Source organism: Campylobacter devanensis, assembly GCF_002139915.1.
Taxonomy (GTDB): domain Bacteria; phylum Campylobacterota; class Campylobacteria; order Campylobacterales; family Campylobacteraceae; genus Campylobacter; species Campylobacter devanensis.
In genome coordinates this window covers 899166-917266 of sequence record NZ_CP018788.1, presented here as the reverse complement: position 1 = coordinate 917266, position 18101 = coordinate 899166, and the positions used below count along the sequence as shown (strand labels likewise).

The window sequence follows — 18101 nt, the reverse complement described above, 5'->3', positions numbered from 1 at the left end:
CCCCATAACGGGGCATTAAATTATAGACCTTCAAATGGGTTTGTAACTACATTTTTTCTATCTACAATGTATGGTATAAGAGCAACATGTCTAGCTCTTTTTATCGCTTTTTCTACCATTTCTTGATGTTTTTTGCTTGTACCTGTTAAGCGTCTTGGCATAATTTTGAATCTTTCAGATAGGCATTGTTTTAAAAGTGCCGTATCTTTATAATCTATAAAATCAATTTTTGCCTCTGTGAATTTGCAATATTTTTTACTATATTTTCTTTTTTCTGCCATTGTTTATCCTTTAAAATGGAATTTCATCTTCGCTACTATCATTAAAATTTGATTTGCTTGGTTTGCTATCATATTTTATATCAGCATCGAGATCTATCTCTGGGACTTTTTCTTGATAAGGCTCTTCTACTTGCTGTTTTTGATTGTAATTGCTATTTTGTTGATATCTGTTATTTTGGTTAAATTCTCTCCCATATCCACCATTATCTTCTCTTTGGTATGAGTTTGATCTGTTATTAGGATATCCGCTATTGTAGTTTGGCTCACTATCTCTATTAAATCCACCTTGATTTTGTTGTCCGCCTAGCATCTCCATATTTTCTACTACTACTGAGTGCTTAGAGCGATTTTGGCCATTTTGGTCTTGCCAAGTATCAAATTTTAGCCTTCCTTCTATTAAGACTTTGCTACCTTTATTTAGATATTGATTTGCTATTTCGGCTTGGCGACCAAAAAAGGTTATGTCAATAAAGCAAGTTTCATCTCTCTTTTCGCCATTAACGCTAAATTTGCGATTAACAGCCATACCAGCACTACCTACGGCGGTGCCACTTTGGATATATCTAAGCTCGATATCTCTAGTTAAATTTCCTACCAAAACTACTTTATTAAACATAATCTAGCCTTTATAAATTACTCTTGTGGAGCTACTTTTTCTTCTGTTTTTGACTCTTTTTTAGGTTGGGTTAATTTTTGACCTTTGCTTAGTTTGTCCCAAGCTGCGATCTCTTTTTTGTTTTCATATTTTACAGGTAAGAATCTAATAACTTCTTCGGTTATTCTTAAATTTCTTACTAATTCAGCGATTAGTTGAGTTGGTGCTTTGAAGTAGATTACGAAGTATGTTCCACGCTCATATTTATCAATTTTATAAGCTAATTTGCGTGTTCCCATTTCAACTACACTAGCAATTTCGCCACCATTTTTTGTAATGATCTCTTTAATGAAATCAGCCTTAACTTTAACTTCATCCTCTGTAAGTGTTGGTTTTAAGATGAATAAAAGCTCATAATGTCTCATATATTCTCCTTATGGATTTCGCTCTTTTTCTACAAAAGAGCAAGGAAATTCGCACAAAATGCGGTTGGCATTCTACTAAAAATATGCTTAAAATTTGCTGTTTTGACTTAAAATTTCTTGTAAATTTAAAAGGGCTGAGAGTAGGTAGCACTCTTTGTCTATGTTGTTTTTGCACTTTAGATCAAATTCAATCTCATTTAAAAATTTAAATATTTTAGTGTATTGATCAATTTTTATAGATATTGCTTGGGATTCAAGTTTATTTAAAATTTGTGGTGGAGGCGTGTATCCTAAGACAATTTTAGGATCAAATTTGCCATTAGTTTTTATATAACTATGTATCAGATAAAGTCTATGAAACGCCCTAAATAGCATATTTAAAAGCGAAATTTCATTAAATGAGCTATCATTTATAAACTCAAAATAATCGCTATTAATACTCTTTTTGCTAATGATTTTATCAAAAAGCGCATCAAATCCAATGCCGTTTAAGGCATAAACTCGCTCTTTTATCTCTTCGAGATTAAATTTATTTGCTATATTAGCGAGTTTATTTAGCTCACTAGCGCTAAGATATAGATTCTCATTTTGTAAGTTATAAATGTATAAAAGAGATTGACTATCTATATTTAGGCCTAAGATTTTGGCGTGATTAGATAGGATTTGATTGACTTCTGAAGCAGTGCTAGGTGGGAAAAATCTAACAAAATTTGATCCAAAATGCTTTTTTAAATCGCTTATGGATTTTTCATCGCCTTCGTGTAGTTCAAAGATAAATATATTATTTGGATTATTTTGGCATTGGGTTATTAGCTCTTTTGTATCTTTGGCGGGGATTTTTTTGTCATTTTTGATATGTAATAAATTTGAATTTGCAAATAGCGAAGGCTCGCTAAGATGCGAAATAGCAAGATTAAAATCATAATCATCATAGTATAAGCTAAGCATATTATCTTTATTAAATTTATTTAAAATTTCTTTAGCGTAAAACTCAACTTGATAACTCTCAGCCCCATAAAGCAAGAAAAAATTTGGGATATTAGCAGAATTTAAAAGCGTTATAAAATCTCTTTTATACATCTAAAATCTCTACTATTTTGCCAATTATCTTAGCTGTTGGGATATCGACATCTGTGATTTGGACCATAACTGGGGTTAGAATTTCACAAAAATCGCTTAAAAATATTCTAGCGCCTTTTAACTCATCATCTAATCTAGCTATTGATTGATTGGTGCTCTCTTCTATAAAGCATTTAAATGTTTGGCCTATATTTTTAGCTGCCCAACGAGCAAATTTGCGATCCATAAAATCCCAAGCTACCTTATCGGCTTCTCTTTCTAAGATATTTAAATTAGCGCAAAGCTCATCTATGCCAAGCATTAGGTAGTTGCTGATTTTAGGGTCATTTTGAGCTTTTAAAATTCTATGAAGCAAGAGATCTGAGTATCTGCGAATAGGGCTAGTAAAATGCGTATAAAACTCAAACCCAAGCCCAAAATGCCCCCTAGAGCTACTAGAATACTCGGCTCTTTTTTGTGCTTTTATGATGAGTTTATCGACATCTTCTCTGATATTTAGCTCACTTGCTTTGGCTTGAATTTGTGTTATCATGAAGATTAAATCGCCGTGATTTTCGGCTTCTATGCCAAGGGCGGCAAGATCATCTAAGAGTGTGTTGATTTTTTTTATATCTGCTGGTTCGTGATTGCGAAATATCCCTTTGCTTAATCTTTTTGCTGCGGCTTTGTTGGCTAGGAGCATACACTCTTCTATCAAAGAGTGTGATGGAGTTGAGCCTTCAAATTTAGTTGATTTAATCTCATTATTTTCATCAAGGCTCATTCTAAGCTCTAATGTATGAAAATCAAAGCCATTTTTAAGCCGTTTTTCTTTTAATCTTTGTGTGAGATCAAAAAGCGGTATTAGCCACTCTTTTATCTCGCCTTGACAATCAAACTCGCCTCTAAGCAAGCTATCAACTTCATCATAATTAAATCTTCTTTTAGAGTGGATCACACAGCTTATTAAATCCTCTTTAATGGCTTCTAAATTTGAGTTTAAAGTAATTTTAAAAAGATAAGCGAGTCTATCACAATTTGGCTTTAAAGAGCAGATATTTTCGCTAAGTTCACGAGGTAGCATCGGCACAGCAATGTGTGGAAAATATATAGAAAAACCCCTAAGTCTAGCCTCTTTATCAATACCGCTATATGGGCTTACATATTCGCTGACATCGGCGATAGCTATGTAAATTTCATTTTTATGCTTATCAAAATATATCGCATCATCAAAATCCTTAGCATCAACAGGATCAATGGTGCAAAATGGCAAATGAGTTAGATCAACTCTATTAGGATACATACTTTTATCCACTTCATTGCCAAAGCTAATGGCTTCATTTATGGCTATTTTTGGGAAAATTTCACGCTTATTATATAGTGCCATTGAGATTTTTTGATCTACATTAGCATCGCTTAATACGCCTAAGACTTCTACAATATCATTATCTAAATTATTGATCTTTAAAACAGTGCCTAATGGAAGCTCTTTTAGGGATTTTTGACTAGCTTTTAGGGCTATTGTGATGGAGTTTTGGATAGTTACGCCCATTATAATGGGGCCAATTTTTTTGGTATATACTACACTTGTTTCATTTGCCATAAGCAATACAGCCACCACGGCTGCTTTTTGGCGTGGTTTTTTAAATTTAGTTAGTTTAGCAAGAACGATATCGCCAAAGTGAGCTCCGCCTAAATCACGATTTTCTATCATTAAATCTTGCTTAAATTTGCTATCGTATGAATATAAAAATCCAGTCCCATTACTAGATATATCTAGTTTCCCACAGACAAAGCCGTCATTGAGATAATATCGATTTTTATATTTTGTAACGGCTTTTATCTGTTCTAATAATCTTAAAATTTCAAGTTCGCTTGACTTGATATATTTACTCTCTAATCCAGTAGTTAAAGAGTTTAAAAATGCTTTCAATGTTGTACTTTTTCAATAGCACTGAAAAATAGTTGAGCATCTAAATTATAGAGTTTTAAAAGCTCAATAGTACTATTTATCTGGTCTGGTAAGAGTGTGCCAAATACATTTATGCTATTACTTATCACGCTTAAGATATAGCAGTGCTTTTTAAGATTTTCTGGGGCATCAATTGGGTTTAAAGAGTATTTTATAACTTCTGCAATCTCAGGTTCTAGATTCCAGTTTTTAAAGATTTGAGCTGTAACCATCTGACTTGAGATACCTACCATATCTATCTCAAGTTTAGATAGTTCGTTTGTTGTGGAGATGTTTTGTAATTTATCTTTAAATTTGGTAGATTTTTTAGAATCAATTAACTCTTTAGCAATTATAATCTTGCCTATATCCATCATAAAACTAGCTGGTGAAATAATGTTTAAAAGTTCACGATTTATCTTGCTACACCAGTGAAATGCTAAAGCGTTTTGCAATATTGCCAAATCCATAAATTTAGCACTAGATATTCCATATGGTTCTAGATTTATCTTAAAGCTTTTACTAATTGTGCCAGCTAGAGCAAAACCTCTAATAGTTGCCATTCCAAATAGTGCTACAGCTCTATTTATATCAGCAATTTCCCTGCTAAACCCATATAATGGACTATTTGCTGAGCGTAAAATATTTGCTGTTAACATTGGATCTTGGTGGATTACGCTAATTAACTCAGCAATATCACTATCTTCGCTGCTACAAATTTGCTGAATTTTCATAATTGTCTCATCAAGTGGTGGTAGAGATTTTATACTCTTATAGATTGCATCGTTCATTATATTTCTCGTGTTTTTGATTGATTTGAGTAATTTTACTACATTGAAGTTAAATTTTTGATAATTTTTTTGAAATTTTGTCAAATTTAAATTTTAATAATGTATAATTGCCCTTTATTTTTTACTAAAAGGAAGAAGATTATGGCAATAACAGTTTATTACGATAAAGATTGTGATTTAAGCCTAATTAGATCTAAAAAAGTTGCAATGATAGGCTTTGGTTCTCAAGGTCACGCCCATGCTGAAAATTTAAGAGATAGTGGCGTAGAGGTTATCATAGGATTAAATCTAAATGGCAAAAGTTGGGCAAAAGCCGAGGCTAAGGGCTTTAAGGTTATGAGCGTAAGTGAAGCGACAAAAGCAGCTGATGTTGTGATGATACTGACTCCTGATGAATTACAAGCTGATATATTTAAAGCTGAAATTGAGCCAAATTTAAAAAGTGGTAGCGCAATCGCTTTTGGCCATGGATTTAATATCCATTATGGTCAAATCGTCCCACCAAAGGGAGTTGATTGTATCATGATAGCACCAAAAGCCCCAGGCCACACTGTAAGAAATGAATTTGTAAATGGCGGCGGTATCCCAGATCTAATAGCTGTAGCGCAAGACGCATCAGGCAAGGCTAAAGATATAGCATTAAGTTATGCTAGCGCTATTGGTGGTGGTAGAACTGGTATTATAGAAACTACTTTTAAAGCTGAGACTGAAACTGATCTATTTGGCGAGCAAGCTGTATTGTGTGGGGGGCTTTGTGCGCTTATAAATGCTGGATTTGAGACCTTAGTAGAGGCTGGATATGAGCCTGAAATGGCATATTTTGAGTGCTTACACGAGATGAAATTAATCGTAGATCTAATCTACCAAGGTGGTATGGCTGATATGAGATATTCTATCTCTAATACTGCTGAATTTGGGGATTATGTAAGTGGCAGACGAGTAGTAGATGAGAGATCAAAAGCAGCTATGAAAGAGATCTTAAAAGAGATCCAAGATGGTACATTTGCTAAAAACTTTATCTTAGAAAGAAAAGCTGGTTATACTAAGATGAATGCTGAACGCAAATTAAGCGATGAGAGCTTACTAAATAAAACTGGCGAAAAATTAAGAGCTATGATGCCTTGGATTAATAAAGGTAAATTAGTAAATAAAGATAAAAACTAATTGGAACAAGATAAAAAAAATAGCGCCCAAAGAAGTAGGGCGCTTTTATATGTTGGTATTTTGCTCTGCATTTTAGTAGTTGCTATGGCTATTTATACAATTGCTAGTAACTATAAAAATCCTTCTAAAGCTCATAATCAAACACGTATAATAGAGAATATAGATAGATATTTTGAGAGTAGAAGACAGGATTTTACCATATTTGATGTACCTAGAAATTTAGAGCTAAATATCACTGATGAAGTTAAAATACAAATGTTGCCAACTCCAAATTTTACTAGGTTAGATGGCGATGAATTTGATGGTGAGTTTGTTGAGATTAAAAGAGTTGATGAAGTAATTAACAATGATACTAATTCAACAATAAATAATAGTAAAGATCTAAATTCTACTCTAAATTTAAAAGCAAATCCAAGTCAAAAATTAGTCATAAATTCTAGTGAAAATACGAAAATAAAACCAAAGCCAACTAATAAACCAAAATCTAATAAACCAAAATTGGCTATAATAATTGATGATATCTCTACATTTTATCATGCTAAAAAGATAAAATCTCTTGGATTAAATATTACTCCATCAATATTTCCAATAAGCCAAAACTATCCTCAAACCATCAGTGTATCACGTGAGTTTAAATTTTATATGATTCACCTACCACTTGAGGCGATAAACTATCCATACGAAGAAAAAAATACTCTAAAAGTTGGCGATAGTATCGAAAAAATTAATAAGCAAATTGCCAAAATTCGTAGTGATTTTCCAAATGCAATTTATATAAATAATCATACTGGTAGTAAATTTACTAGCGATTATAGCTCTATGAAAATACTTTTTAATTCACTTAAAACATATAAAATGATATTTATAGATAGCTATACTACTAAGGAATCTAAGGCTGGAATTTTAAGTAAAGAATTTGGAAATAAATATTTAAAACGTGATGTTTTTATCGATAATAGTAAAGATGAGAAAGCAATTATCAATCAGATTCGCCGAGCTATAAAAATCGCTAAAATTAGTGGTCAAGCTATTGCTATTGGTCATCCATATTCGCAAACATTTAAAGCCTTAGAAGTAATGAAAAATGAGTTAAAAAACGAGGTTGAGTTGGTATTCGTAAAGGATTTATATGAACTTTATAACTGAATTACGCCTTAATAAAAACTTTAAAAATTCTCCAGATAAATTGTATTATAAGGGAGATTTAACTCTTTTAGATCGTCCAAAAGTAGCAATTGTCGGCTCAAGAAAATGCTCATCTTATACCAAAAATATGACCCTAAATCTCGCTTCAACGCTAAAAAAATATGGAGTTTGTGTAGTTAGCGGTGCGGCAATTGGCGTAGATATCCATGCTCACACTGGTGCGTATCCGCATACAATTGCGGTTTTTGGCAATGGATTAGATCAAATTTATCCATTACAAAATGCCAAAATGATAAAAGATATCTATCAAAACTCATTAGCATTAAGCTCATATGAGCCAGGTATCGTAGCAAAGGGGTGGCAATTTTTGGAGCGAAATTTAATCACGGTAGCCCTAAGCGACGCAGTTGTAGTAGCTCAAGCTGATATTAAAAGTGGCTCTATGAGTAGTGCTAAGGCGGCTATTAAATTTGGAATTCCGCTCTATGTATTGCCTCAAAGACTTGGTGAGAGTAGTGGGACTAATGAGTTATTAGCAAGTGGCAAAGCGCAGATTATTACTGATTTTGATAAATTTGCTATGAAATTTGGGCTGAAAAATTATGATCAAAATAGCGATGAGATCATTGAATTTATCAAACAAAATTCAAATTTTGATGAGTGTTATTCTAAATTTGGAGATATTATCTATGATTATGAGCTAGATGGCAAAATCGCTATTGATGGAATTTATGTGAGAATTTTATGATAGTTGGGGTTGATATAGGGCTTAAAAGAATTGGCGTAGCTATAAGCCCAGATGGCAAAATCGCTATCCCAACCATACCAATCTTGCGTAAAAATCGCAATCAAGCCGCAAGAGATCTTGATAATATGCTAAGGGATAATGGAGCCAAAATCTTGGTTGTAGGCTTGCCAAAGGGTGGCAGCTGCCAAGATGAGATGGAGCGTAGGATTACTCACTTTATATCTCTTTTAAATTTCGATGGAGAGATATATTATCAAGATGAATCTTATAGTAGCGTTGAAGCTAGCGAGCTAGTAGGAGATAGGCGAGATGGCAAATTCGATAGCGTAGCGGCGATGATAATTTTGGAGAGATTTTTAAAAAGATGAATTTTAAAGATTATCTAAAATCTAGTTTAAATAAGGCTGATTTTCAAAGGGTTTGGGATAGCTTTTTTGAGCCTAAAAGCGTTGGGTTTTATCTAAATTTGCTGAAATTTGATAAGGATTATATTATCTCAAATTTGGATGATTTAGGGGTTGAATTTAGGGAGATTTTGCCAAATTTTTATCTATGCAAGGCTGAATTTAAAGAGATTTTGACTCACTCTGAGTTATTTAACAAAGGAGCGATATATATCCAAAATCCAAGTAGCTATCTAGCAGTTTTAGCTCTAAATCCAGCTAAAAATGATATCGTTTTAGATATGTGTGCTAGCCCAGGCGGAAAGAGCATTGCGCTAGCAAATATGATGGGATATGGGGCGGATTTGGCGGTGATGGAGAGCGATAGCAAGAGATTTTATACCTTAAAAGCAAATTTAAATAAATATGGTTGTGAGTGGGTGAGAACCTACAATAAAGACGCAAGGAGCATTTCAAGGAGCTGTGTGGGTAGATTTGATAAGATTTTGCTTGATGCGCCATGCTCTAGCTACTCTCATTTTGGTGATGGATTTGTAGAAAAATCAGCCAAAGAGATAAAATCTCTCTCAAAGCTACAAAAACAGCTTTTAAACTCAGCGTTAAGTGCTTTAAAGCCAGGCGGGTGCGTGGTTTATAGCACTTGTACATTCTTTGAGTGCGAGAATGAAGAGGTGATTCAAAATGCCTTGAGATCTAAATTTGATATTAATATCCAGCCTATTAGCTTTGGTTTAAAAAGCGAGATTGTGAGCGAATTTGGGCTTAGGATTTTGCCAGATTGTGATATGGATGCATTTTTCTTAGCTAAAATTGTGAAAAATAATTAAATTTTTTAATATAATCAAAGTAGTGAATTTGGCTAATTTTTAGCAACAAAATTGTATAATTGGCAGAATTTTTCTAAAATTTTTGGAGATAGAGTGGATTATATTTTAAAGATTGATTGTAATGATGAAAAAGGGCTTATATTAAGAGTTAGCGAGATTGTATTTAAGCATGGATTAAACTATGTTAGCACTAGTGAGTTTGTAGATCATGAAAATAGTAGATTTTATATGCGTGCGGTGGTTGTAGGACAGGTAAATACAATTGAGTTTCAAAATACTCTAAGTGCCTATTTGCCAAGTGATAGTGTAATATTTTTTGAATCCATAAAGAAAAAAGATATAGTAATCCTAGCAACAAAAGAGAATCACTGCTTAGGTGATCTGCTTATTAAACATAGTAGCAAGGATCTAAACGCAAATATCTTAGCTATCATAGCCAATCACGATACCTTGCGTCCATTGAGTGATAAATTTGACATCCCATTTACCTGTATTAGTACTGATGGACTAGATAGGGTTGAGCATGAAAAATTGGTCTTAAAAGAGTTAGAAAAATATAAATTTGATTATATGGTTTTGGCAAAATATATGAGAATTTTAAGCCCTGATTTTGTCAAGCGATATCCAAAAAAGATTATCAATATTCATCACTCATTTTTGCCAGCTTTTATAGGTGCAAATCCGTATAAACAAGCTTATGAGCGTGGTGTGAAGATTATCGGAGCCACAGCGCATTTTGTTACTGATGATTTGGATGAAGGGCCAATCATCACTCAAGATGTAATAAGGGTAAATCACGAGATGAATTGGAAAGATATGCAAAAAGCTGGTAGAGATGTCGAAAAAGTGGTGCTTAGCAATGCTTTGGAGCTAGTTTTTGATGAGAGAGTTTTTGTTTATGATAATAAAACGGTGATATTTTAATGTTTAATATCGTGCTTGTAAATCCTAAAATTCACACAAATACCGGAAGTATCGGTAGAATGTGTGTTAATTGTGGAGCTAAATTACACTTAGTTAAGCCTTTGGGATTTGAGATTGATGATAAGCATTTAAGGCGTGCGGGGTTGGATTATTGGGCGAGCTTAAATCCTGTGATTTGGGAGAGTTTGGATAGTTTTTTAGAAGCAAATTTGGAATTTAAAGATAGATTTTTCTTTGCGACTACTAAGTGTAATAAGCTATATTTTGAAGCTGAGTTTAAGCCGGGGGATTATCTGTTTTTTGGTGGTGAGGATTGTGGATTGCCACTTGATTTAATGCGATTAAATAGAGATAATTGTATCACTATACCTATGACTAGTCAAGGTAGGAGCTTGAATTTAGCCACTAGTGTTGGGATTATCACCTATGAAGCTATCCGCCAAAATATAGATAAATTTGATTTTAGGGATATGGTATGCGAATTTTAATCTCTATTATTTTGTTTTTTGGGTTGCTTTTTTCATCAGAATTAAAGATCGCTACATATAATGTCGAAAATCTCTTTGATGATAGGATTAGTGGTAGTGAATATAGTGAGTTTAAATCAAATAGATGGAACGAGGCAAAATATCAGCAAAAACTACAAAAAATCGCTAGAGTTTTAAAGCATTTAGATGCCGATGTGGTGGCATTAAATGAGATTGAAAATCAAAATGTGATGAAGGCGCTAGCTGATTTGAGCGGATATAGATATTATAAATTTGCTACTACAAAGGGTGCGCCAGTTGGACTTGGGCTGCTTAGTAGATATAAGATTAGTGATAGTAGAGTTTATCTTGTGCCAAATGTCAAAACTAGGCCGATTTTGATGAGTAGGGTGGAATTTGATGGTTATGATATTGAGTTTTTTGTAGCTCACTTCCCAGCGGCTAAAAATCCACTTAAAAGCAGAATCGCCGCCGCTGATACAATGAAAAAAGCTATTAAAAATAGTCAAAATGGGGTGATTTTAGGCGATTTAAATAGCAATTATGGATATAAATTTTTGCTTAATGATATTGATGGATGGACGAATTTATGGGAGTTTGTCTCGGCTAGTCAAAGAAGTAGCTATAAAAATGGCAAAAGCGCAATTGATCATATAATATTAAGTAGTGATTTGATGAGTGGGAATTTGAGTTATAAAGATGGAAGTTTTGGTATTTTCAAAGCAAATTTTATGGATGATAGTTATTCTGATCACTACCCTATATATGCTACGATAACTACGAAAAATAGCTCTAAAGAGTTGCCAACTTTATCAATTAATGAGCTTAAATCATCTAATCAAAGAGCCAAGATATCAGGCGTGGTGATATATAAGGATAAAAATGGATATATATTAGCTGATGAGAGTCGGCGTGGAATTTATATCTATGAGAAAAATCCATCTCTTGGTATTGGTATGAGAGTTGATGCGGTGGCAAATAAGATTGAAAATTATAAGGGTAATATGCAAATTAGTAGTATCTCATATGTAAGCTTAGATAGCGATTTTAAGGGTGATGAGAGCAGGTATATGATGGATATAAATGATATAGATATGGCTACAAGCGGCGATGTGATTGGGGATATTGTCTTAGATATTAAGGGTGGATTTGCTAATATTTCTAATACTAAATTTAAAATTTACTCACCAAATAGGGCGATAAAAGATGGTAAAATCTCTATTAAAAAGGCTATTGTGTGGAGTTATAAGGGGCAAAAGGAGTTGATAATTGAGTGAATTTTTGACTTTTATGGGTTGGGTTGTTGTTGTGTTTATTATTTTTGTCCTTGTCGTTGGGTTTAATCGTCAAATGATGGAGAAAAATAGAATTAGAGATGAGATAACAGCTGCTAGAAAAGCCGCTAAGGATAAAAAGCAAAAAATAGATATAGATGGAGATAGCAATGAAAATGTTAATTGAGATTGGAGTAGAAGAGCTTCCTGCGATACCTTTTTTAAAAGAGCTTAATAATATTGAGCCAAAATTTAAATCTGCGTTAGATGAGTATAATATTAAGTGTGATTTTAAGCTTGATTATACCCCTAGAAGAGTTGTATTGCATGGTGATATGGATGAATTCGCTGGTGATAAGGTGGTTGAGAGTATCGGCGCACCAAAGCATGTAGCATTAAGCAGCGATCATAATTGGTCCGCAGCGGCGATAGGATTTGCCAAAAAGTGTGGCATAAGCTTAGATGAGCTGAAATTTGAAAATATCAATGGTAAAGAGGTTTTGTATCATAAGAGCGTGATTAAGGGGGATTTGAGTAAAAATCTGCTTGATAAGGTTATAAATAAGTTTATATCATCTTTAAATTTTGGTAAATCTATGAGATGGGGAGATGGCAAGTATGAGTTTATCCGTCCGATTAGATCTATTGTAGCGGTTTTGGATGATGAGTTGGTGGATATGGAGATTTATGGTGTGAAGTCGCAAATGGCCTTTTATCCGCATAGAAATTACGGCTATGAGATGGTAAAATTCGCTACTATAGATGAGTATTATAGTGCTTTAGAGCGTAATGGGATTATCCTTAGTGCTGATAAAAGGCGAGAAAAAATTCTAAATGAATTTAAGCAAATTGAGCAAAATAGCGGTTTGAAAATCGAGTTAGATGAGGATTTATTAGATGAAGTTGTGGCTATTACAGAGATGCCTACTGCGCTTATTGGTGGCTTTGAAAAAGAGTTTTTAGAAGTGCCTAGTGAGGTTATAGTAACTTCAATGAAAGAAAATCAACGATACTTCCCACTAAGAGATCAAAATGGCAAATTAAGTAATCATTTTGTGGTAGTTAGCAATGCTATTAGTAGTGATTCGAATTTGATAATCAAAGGTAATGAAAAGGTGCTAAGAGCTAGGCTAAGTGATGCGAAGTTCTTTTGGGAGAGTGATCTAGCTAGTGAGTTTAGCTCAGCGAAATTAAAAAATATCACCTATTTAGCCGGTCTTGGCTCAATGTATGATAAAGAGATTAGGGAGCGCCAAATTGCTAGGGAGCTAGCTAAAATCTATGAAAAAGAGCTAAAAGATGAATTTGGTGGTGAGTTTATAGATGAGCTTGATAGAGCTGTTATGCTTAGCAAGGCTGATCTTGCTACCTCAATGGTATATGAATTTACAGATTTACAAGGGATTATGGGGAGTTATTACGCTAAGCATAGAAAAGAAAATCACTTTGTAATTGAAGCGATCAAAGAGCAATACCTGCCTAATAAAGAGGGTAGCGAGTGTCCGAAAAGCTACTTTTCTAGCGTGGTGGCACTATCATCTAAGCTTGATACGCTAATGGGATTATTTAGTATAAATAAAATCCCAACAGGCAATAAAGACCCATACGCTCTAAGGCGAGCTGCAGCTGGGGTTATACGGATTGTTTTGAATTTAAATATAGAGTTTGATATCAAAAAAATTCTATCTCTAATAGCTCAAAATTATGCTAAATTTGATTTGGGTAGTTTGGAGCTATTTATAACTGATAGATTATACACTATGTATAATGCCAATCCATCTGTGATAAAAGCGTGTCTAGATAGTGGTGTAAGGGATATTAAAAGGCTAAATCTAGCTATAATTGCCTTAGATGAGATAAGCAAAGATAGCGAATTTAAAGATAATTTCTCCACATTTAAGCGCCTAGCAAATATAATTAAAGATAGCAAGATTGAGAGTGTAGATGAGGGCTTAATGGAGCATGAGAGCGAAAGAGCATTGTATAATAAATTTAACTCATTAAAATTAGATATCAATGATACAAAGGGATATTTACTATCGTTATTTGATCTAAAACCTTATATTGATAGCTATTTTGATAATGTAATGATAAATAGCGATGATCCAAAGATCAAATCTAATCGCATATCCATAATTGGGCAAATTTATCAAGCATTTTTAAAAGTCGCTGATATAAAAGAGATAACTATATAATCATTAGAGTGCTTTAAAGGCACTCTTGGATTGGAAAATTGGATTAAGAAGGGTTAAAAGATACCAGCAAAGAGCAGTTTGGAGTCTAGGTGATACTCGATTGCTATCTTATTTCCGCCTCTATAATTTTTCAAATAACTGGCTATTTTGTTTGAAATTTCATCAAATTTAACTCTATTTATAGACTCTTTACCGCTTATTATAAGCTTTAAATTATCGCTATTTGAGTCTATTTTGACATCGTGTAAGATATCATTATATCCAAGCATAATATCTTTTTGATTATGCTCATCAACTCCCATAAAATCAACATCTATACTATATGTAGATAGAGGTATATTTAGTCCAGTAGGCTCACTATTTTTTTGTGCATAGCTACCAAGCGATAATAAGCATGGCAAAAGTAGATGTAAAATTCTCATACAAACTCCAAAAAATTTATCCTAAATTTTATCATAAAGTGCATTATTTAAATATAAATTTCAAAGTTAAATTAAGGAATTTTAGGTATCATTGCGAAAATTTTTTAAGGAGATATAGTGAGTTTTGATGAATTAGAGCTAGAAGCTATTATACAAGAGGTTTTAGAAGAGTGTGGAGAGTTTGAGAATTTAGATGATGAGGAACTTTATGAGCTTATTGAAAAGATCAAAGAATTAACAGATGGCGATACCGAAGAGGCTTATGAGCAGCTAAATGGATATTCGCCAATTAGTAGAAAAAGATTCTTATCTCTATACTCTGTTTGATTATGCGAGTAGTTTTAGCTCTTTTAATATTTGCTGTTTTTAGCTGGGCTGAGGATACCTTTAATGGTAGTGTGGAGATTTTTAGCATTGATTCTAATTACGCTGGTGAGCTAAAAATCAATGATAAAACCACAGCTTGGCTAGATCATCCTACGCAAGATGGGGTAAAGATAGCCATTATCCCTATTGGATACTATGCTAAAAATGATATCAATATCACAAATAGCCTAAATAACCAAAGTAATTTAACAATATTAAAAGTTAAGCAAAAAAACTATAAAAAAGAGAGTATCACAGTAGCCCCATCAAAGGCTAATCCACCAAAAAGTGTGATGAATCGCATAGAAAAAGAGAGAAAAGAGGCAATTGAGATATATAAGACTTCTAGCCCAAATTTGCTAGTTAATAGCGAATTTATATCACCTATGAGTAGCTTTATCACTAGTGAATATGGAAATGCTAGGGTATTTAATGGTAGTATTAAAAGTTATCATGGTGGCGTTGATTATAGGGCGGCGATAGGGCAAAAGGTGGTGAGTGCTAATGATGGGATAGTAAGAATCGCCAAAGATAGATATTATGCTGGAAATAGTGTTGTAATTGATCATGGTGGTGGTATTTATACACAATATTATCATTTAGATAGGATAGATGTCAAAGTCGGTCAAAAGGTTACTAAAGGTGAGAAAATTGGCTTAAGTGGTGCGAGTGGTAGGGTGAGTGGGCCACATTTGCACTTTGGGATTATAGTGCGAAATACTCAAGTTGATCCATTGATATTTATAGAAAAATTCAACTCAATTTTTTAAATTCACATTTTTTAAACAAGAGTTATATATAATTTCACTATATTTTATATAGAAAGGATTTAAAATGAAAAAGATTTTAAGTATAGCTTTAGCGGCTATGGTAAGTAGTAGTGTGGCATTTGGTGCTGATAGTGCGACTAGTTTAAGCAAAGAGATGTTTGAGTTTAAAAAGCAAGCTAGTAAGGAGTACTATAAAATTCAAAAAGGTTGCGAGCAAATTCATGATAAAATAGCTAAAGCAACTCAAAATATGGATTCTAAACAAAAAGAGGAGTTCTATAAAGAATTTAGATATCAAATGCGTCAAAATATGGCCAAACTAGGCAAAGATGAGCAGTTTTATAATGGAATTTGTGGTCCGCATATAAGAGGTTCAAAAGCAAATAATCGCTCTGATCGCCCAGGTAAATTTGCACCTAATTGCCCAAATGGTATAAATCCAGATTGTCCAATGAGATGAGCAGCAAAATACTTCTAATAGAAGATGAGCCTATGCTTTGTGAGATGGTTAGTGATTATCTTATGGAGCAGGGCTTTGAAGTTGTAAGTAGTGATAGCTATGAAGATGGCTTGAGTTTAGCGTATGAGGGTAAATTTGATATTTTTATCTTTGATGTCAAGATTATAGGAGGTAATGGCTTTGATCTACTTAATGAGCTTAGAAGCTCTGGGATCAATACTCCTTGTATTTATATCACTTCATTAAATGATATAAATGATCTAGCTAAGGGCTTTAAGAGTGGTTGTGATGACTATATCAAAAAGCCTTTTGAGTTAGCTGAATTACATCTAAGAGTAGATAATATCCTAAAACGCAAATTTAGCCACTCAAGTAGTGATAACTATGTAGAGATCTCTCCAAATATAAAATTTGATATAATCCAAAAAAAGTTAATTAAAGATAATAAAATAGTTCAAATTGCTAAAAAAGAGGCTGATTTGTTGGTTTTGTTTTTAAAAAATCGTGGCAAAATTTTAAGCAGAGATGAGATATATATGAATTTATGGGATTATGGTCAGGTGCCAAGTGAGCTAAGTCTAAGAGTATATATCAGAAATTTGCGTAAAATAATCGGCGAAGAAAAGATAATTTCACATCCAAAAATAGGCTATGAATATGTATAGCAAAAAGTATATTTTGCCAATATTTTTGCTATATACTCTTTCTAGTATGATATTTTTAATCGGATTTGCCACTATGTATTATAAAGAGGCTAAATTTGATATAATCAAACGAGATAAGATCCGCTTAGAGGCCTTTGCTAAAGAGCTTGAGTATATACTTCGCTTAAATAATAATATAGATAATATAATGAAATTAAAATCCTTTTATCCAATTAATTTTTATAATATCAAAACAGGTAAATATATCTATAAAAGCTTTGATACACCTAAATTTAAAGGCAAATTTTATGAAGGTTTAGATGCTTTGTATATGAGAGAGAATATCCACTCAAAAAGACGAGCAATAGAGCTATTTGTAGAGTTAAAAAGCGAAGATACTATTAAGGATATAAATCAGCTTTTTTGGCGTGTGTGGCTTATAGCTGGGGCGGTTTTTGTTTTGGTTGGGCTTATTGCTTTTGTTTTGGTTAAGCTTGCGTATTTGCCACTTTTGGCTCAGATTAGAGCGCTTAATAACTTTATCACAGATACTACGCATGAGATTAATACTCCTTTGAGCGTGATACTTATGAGTAGTGAAATGTTTGATAAAAATCCGCCAAAATATTTAGAAAACATCAAAATAGCAGCCAAAACTCTAAGTGGAATTTATAATGATTTGGCTTTGAATTTAAAGAATAATCCAAATGTTATTAGTAAATTTAATATCCAAACTCTGCTTGAGAGTCGCATTAAGCTATTTGAGCTTTCAGCTAATTCAAAGGGGCTTAAATTTGAGATTAATTCTAACTCTTTTGAGCTATCTAGCGATATACAAAAAGTTGGTAAAATATTAGATAATCTCATATCAAATGCGATAAAATATAGTAACAAAAATTCCAAAATTATTATCAATTTAGACCAAAATAGCTTTGAGATAATCAATTTTGGAGCTACTATCTCTAAGGAGAATATAGACAAAATCTATGATAAATTCAGCCGTTTTGATACGCAAAATGGCGGCTTTGGGATTGGGCTTAGCTTGGTTAAGCGATATTGTGATGAGCTTGGTCTTAGTATCGAGTGCGAAAGTGGCGATAATCAAACTAAATTTAGAGTTATTTTAAGAGATTTTAAGGATAGATAATTGGCATGGAGAGTCTCTCC

21 protein-coding genes and 1 pseudogene are annotated in these 18101 nt (G+C 33.1%); 15 read left to right on the top strand and 7 right to left on the bottom strand.

All coding sequences use genetic code 11. The features are described from left to right. Positions 1 to 20 precede the first annotated feature (20 nt). The 6 genes from rpsR to CIGN_RS04530 all read right to left on the bottom strand — a co-directional run bounded on the left by rpsR (position 21) and on the right by CIGN_RS04530 (position 5102). Positions 21 to 281, bottom strand: coding sequence for a 30S ribosomal protein S18 (rpsR, locus tag CIGN_RS04555; protein ID WP_086224380.1), 261 nt, complete (start codon positions 279 to 281; stop codon positions 21 to 23). 10 nt (positions 282 to 291) lie between these two features. After that, the gene (locus tag CIGN_RS04550) at positions 292 to 897 is read right to left on the bottom strand and encodes a single-stranded DNA-binding protein (protein ID WP_086227112.1); all 606 of its coding nucleotides are present in this window, start codon (positions 895 to 897) and stop codon (positions 292 to 294) included. Positions 898 to 914: 17 nt separating this feature from the next. Continuing rightward, the gene (gene rpsF, locus CIGN_RS04545) at positions 915 to 1301 is read right to left on the bottom strand and encodes a 30S ribosomal protein S6 (protein ID WP_086290985.1); all 387 of its coding nucleotides are present in this window, start codon (positions 1299 to 1301) and stop codon (positions 915 to 917) included. A gap of 87 nt (positions 1302 to 1388) precedes the next feature. Continuing rightward, entirely contained in the window at positions 1389 to 2381 is a 993-nt protein-coding gene (holA, locus tag CIGN_RS04540; protein ID WP_096027296.1) for a DNA polymerase III subunit delta, read from the bottom strand. Further along, on the bottom strand, positions 2374 to 4293 hold the full coding sequence (locus tag CIGN_RS04535; protein WP_086302483.1) for an RNB domain-containing ribonuclease: 1920 nt from the start codon (positions 4291 to 4293) through the stop codon (positions 2374 to 2376). Before CIGN_RS04535 ends, holA begins: the two co-directional genes overlap by 8 nt. Further along, positions 4290 to 5102: an HDOD domain-containing protein gene (locus tag CIGN_RS04530; protein WP_086228109.1), complete on the bottom strand. Its 813-nt coding sequence runs from the start codon at positions 5100 to 5102 to the stop codon at positions 4290 to 4292. Before CIGN_RS04530 ends, CIGN_RS04535 begins: the two co-directional genes overlap by 4 nt. Positions 5103 to 5243: 141 nt before the next feature. On the opposite strand from CIGN_RS04530, the gene ilvC reads away from it, so the two are divergent. From ilvC to glyS, 10 genes and pseudogenes are all read left to right on the top strand, one after another. Beyond that, positions 5244 to 6266, top strand: a complete 1023-nt coding sequence (ilvC, locus tag CIGN_RS04525) for a ketol-acid reductoisomerase (protein WP_086302482.1) — start codon at positions 5244 to 5246, stop codon at positions 6264 to 6266. Then, a complete protein-coding gene (locus tag CIGN_RS04520; RefSeq protein WP_086302479.1) occupies positions 6267 to 7412 on the top strand; it encodes a divergent polysaccharide deacetylase family protein in 1146 nt (381 codons plus the stop codon). It abuts the gene before it with no gap. After that, positions 7396 to 8160: a DNA-processing protein DprA gene (locus CIGN_RS04515; RefSeq protein ID WP_086302416.1), complete on the top strand. Its 765-nt coding sequence runs from the start codon at positions 7396 to 7398 to the stop codon at positions 8158 to 8160. The genes CIGN_RS04520 and CIGN_RS04515 overlap by 17 nt, the downstream gene beginning before the upstream one ends. Next, positions 8157 to 8528 carry a Holliday junction resolvase RuvX gene (gene ruvX / locus CIGN_RS04510; RefSeq protein ID WP_086302412.1) on the top strand — a complete coding sequence of 124 codons (372 nt, stop codon included), beginning with the start codon at positions 8157 to 8159 and terminating at the stop codon, positions 8526 to 8528. Before CIGN_RS04515 ends, ruvX begins: the two co-directional genes overlap by 4 nt. Further along, positions 8525 to 9391 (top strand): RsmB/NOP family class I SAM-dependent RNA methyltransferase, encoded by an 867-nt coding sequence (locus CIGN_RS04505; protein ID WP_086302410.1) that lies wholly within the window; start codon positions 8525 to 8527, stop codon positions 9389 to 9391. The genes ruvX and CIGN_RS04505 overlap by 4 nt, the downstream gene beginning before the upstream one ends. Positions 9392 to 9484: 93 nt before the next feature. Next, a complete protein-coding gene (purU, locus tag CIGN_RS04500) occupies positions 9485 to 10315 on the top strand; it encodes a formyltetrahydrofolate deformylase (RefSeq protein ID WP_086302408.1) in 831 nt (276 codons plus the stop codon). Continuing rightward, on the top strand, positions 10315 to 10803 hold the full coding sequence (locus CIGN_RS04495; RefSeq protein WP_086224397.1) for a tRNA (cytidine(34)-2'-O)-methyltransferase: 489 nt from the start codon (positions 10315 to 10317) through the stop codon (positions 10801 to 10803). Before purU ends, CIGN_RS04495 begins: the two co-directional genes overlap by 1 nt. Next, positions 10791 to 12080, top strand: a complete 1290-nt coding sequence (locus tag CIGN_RS04490; protein ID WP_086302406.1) for an endonuclease/exonuclease/phosphatase family protein — start codon at positions 10791 to 10793, stop codon at positions 12078 to 12080. Before CIGN_RS04495 ends, CIGN_RS04490 begins: the two co-directional genes overlap by 13 nt. Positions 12081 to 12093: 13 nt before the next feature. Further along, a pseudogene (locus CIGN_RS08510) lies at positions 12094 to 12183 on the top strand (hypothetical protein); the annotation flags it as partial. Positions 12184 to 12247: 64 nt separating this feature from the next. After that, the gene (gene glyS / locus CIGN_RS04480) at positions 12248 to 14272 is read left to right on the top strand and encodes a glycine--tRNA ligase subunit beta (RefSeq protein WP_086302404.1); all 2025 of its coding nucleotides are present in this window, start codon (positions 12248 to 12250) and stop codon (positions 14270 to 14272) included. A 53-nt stretch (positions 14273 to 14325) separates the two neighbouring features. Here the strand turns inward: glyS and CIGN_RS04475 are convergent, their stop codons facing one another. Beyond that, the gene (locus tag CIGN_RS04475) at positions 14326 to 14694 is read right to left on the bottom strand and encodes a hypothetical protein (RefSeq protein WP_086302402.1); all 369 of its coding nucleotides are present in this window, start codon (positions 14692 to 14694) and stop codon (positions 14326 to 14328) included. A 117-nt stretch (positions 14695 to 14811) separates the two neighbouring features. Between CIGN_RS04475 and CIGN_RS04470 the strand changes: the two genes are divergently transcribed. From CIGN_RS04470 to CIGN_RS04450, 5 genes are all read left to right on the top strand, one after another. Continuing rightward, on the top strand, positions 14812 to 15021 hold the full coding sequence (locus CIGN_RS04470; protein ID WP_086224406.1) for a hypothetical protein: 210 nt from the start codon (positions 14812 to 14814) through the stop codon (positions 15019 to 15021). Between the two features lie 2 nt (positions 15022 to 15023). Further along, complete coding sequence (gene pgp3, locus CIGN_RS04465; RefSeq protein WP_086302400.1) at positions 15024 to 15830, top strand: peptidoglycan metallopeptidase Pgp3; 807 nt, start codon at positions 15024 to 15026, stop codon at positions 15828 to 15830. 64 nt (positions 15831 to 15894) lie between these two features. After that, on the top strand, positions 15895 to 16290 hold the full coding sequence (locus CIGN_RS04460; protein ID WP_086238807.1) for a hypothetical protein: 396 nt from the start codon (positions 15895 to 15897) through the stop codon (positions 16288 to 16290). Continuing rightward, on the top strand, positions 16287 to 16955 hold the full coding sequence (locus CIGN_RS04455; RefSeq protein ID WP_086302398.1) for a response regulator transcription factor: 669 nt from the start codon (positions 16287 to 16289) through the stop codon (positions 16953 to 16955). Before CIGN_RS04460 ends, CIGN_RS04455 begins: the two co-directional genes overlap by 4 nt. Continuing rightward, positions 16948 to 18081, top strand: coding sequence for a sensor histidine kinase (locus CIGN_RS04450; RefSeq protein WP_086302396.1), 1134 nt, complete (start codon positions 16948 to 16950; stop codon positions 18079 to 18081). The genes CIGN_RS04455 and CIGN_RS04450 overlap by 8 nt, the downstream gene beginning before the upstream one ends. The last annotated feature ends 20 nt before the right edge of the window (positions 18082 to 18101 follow it).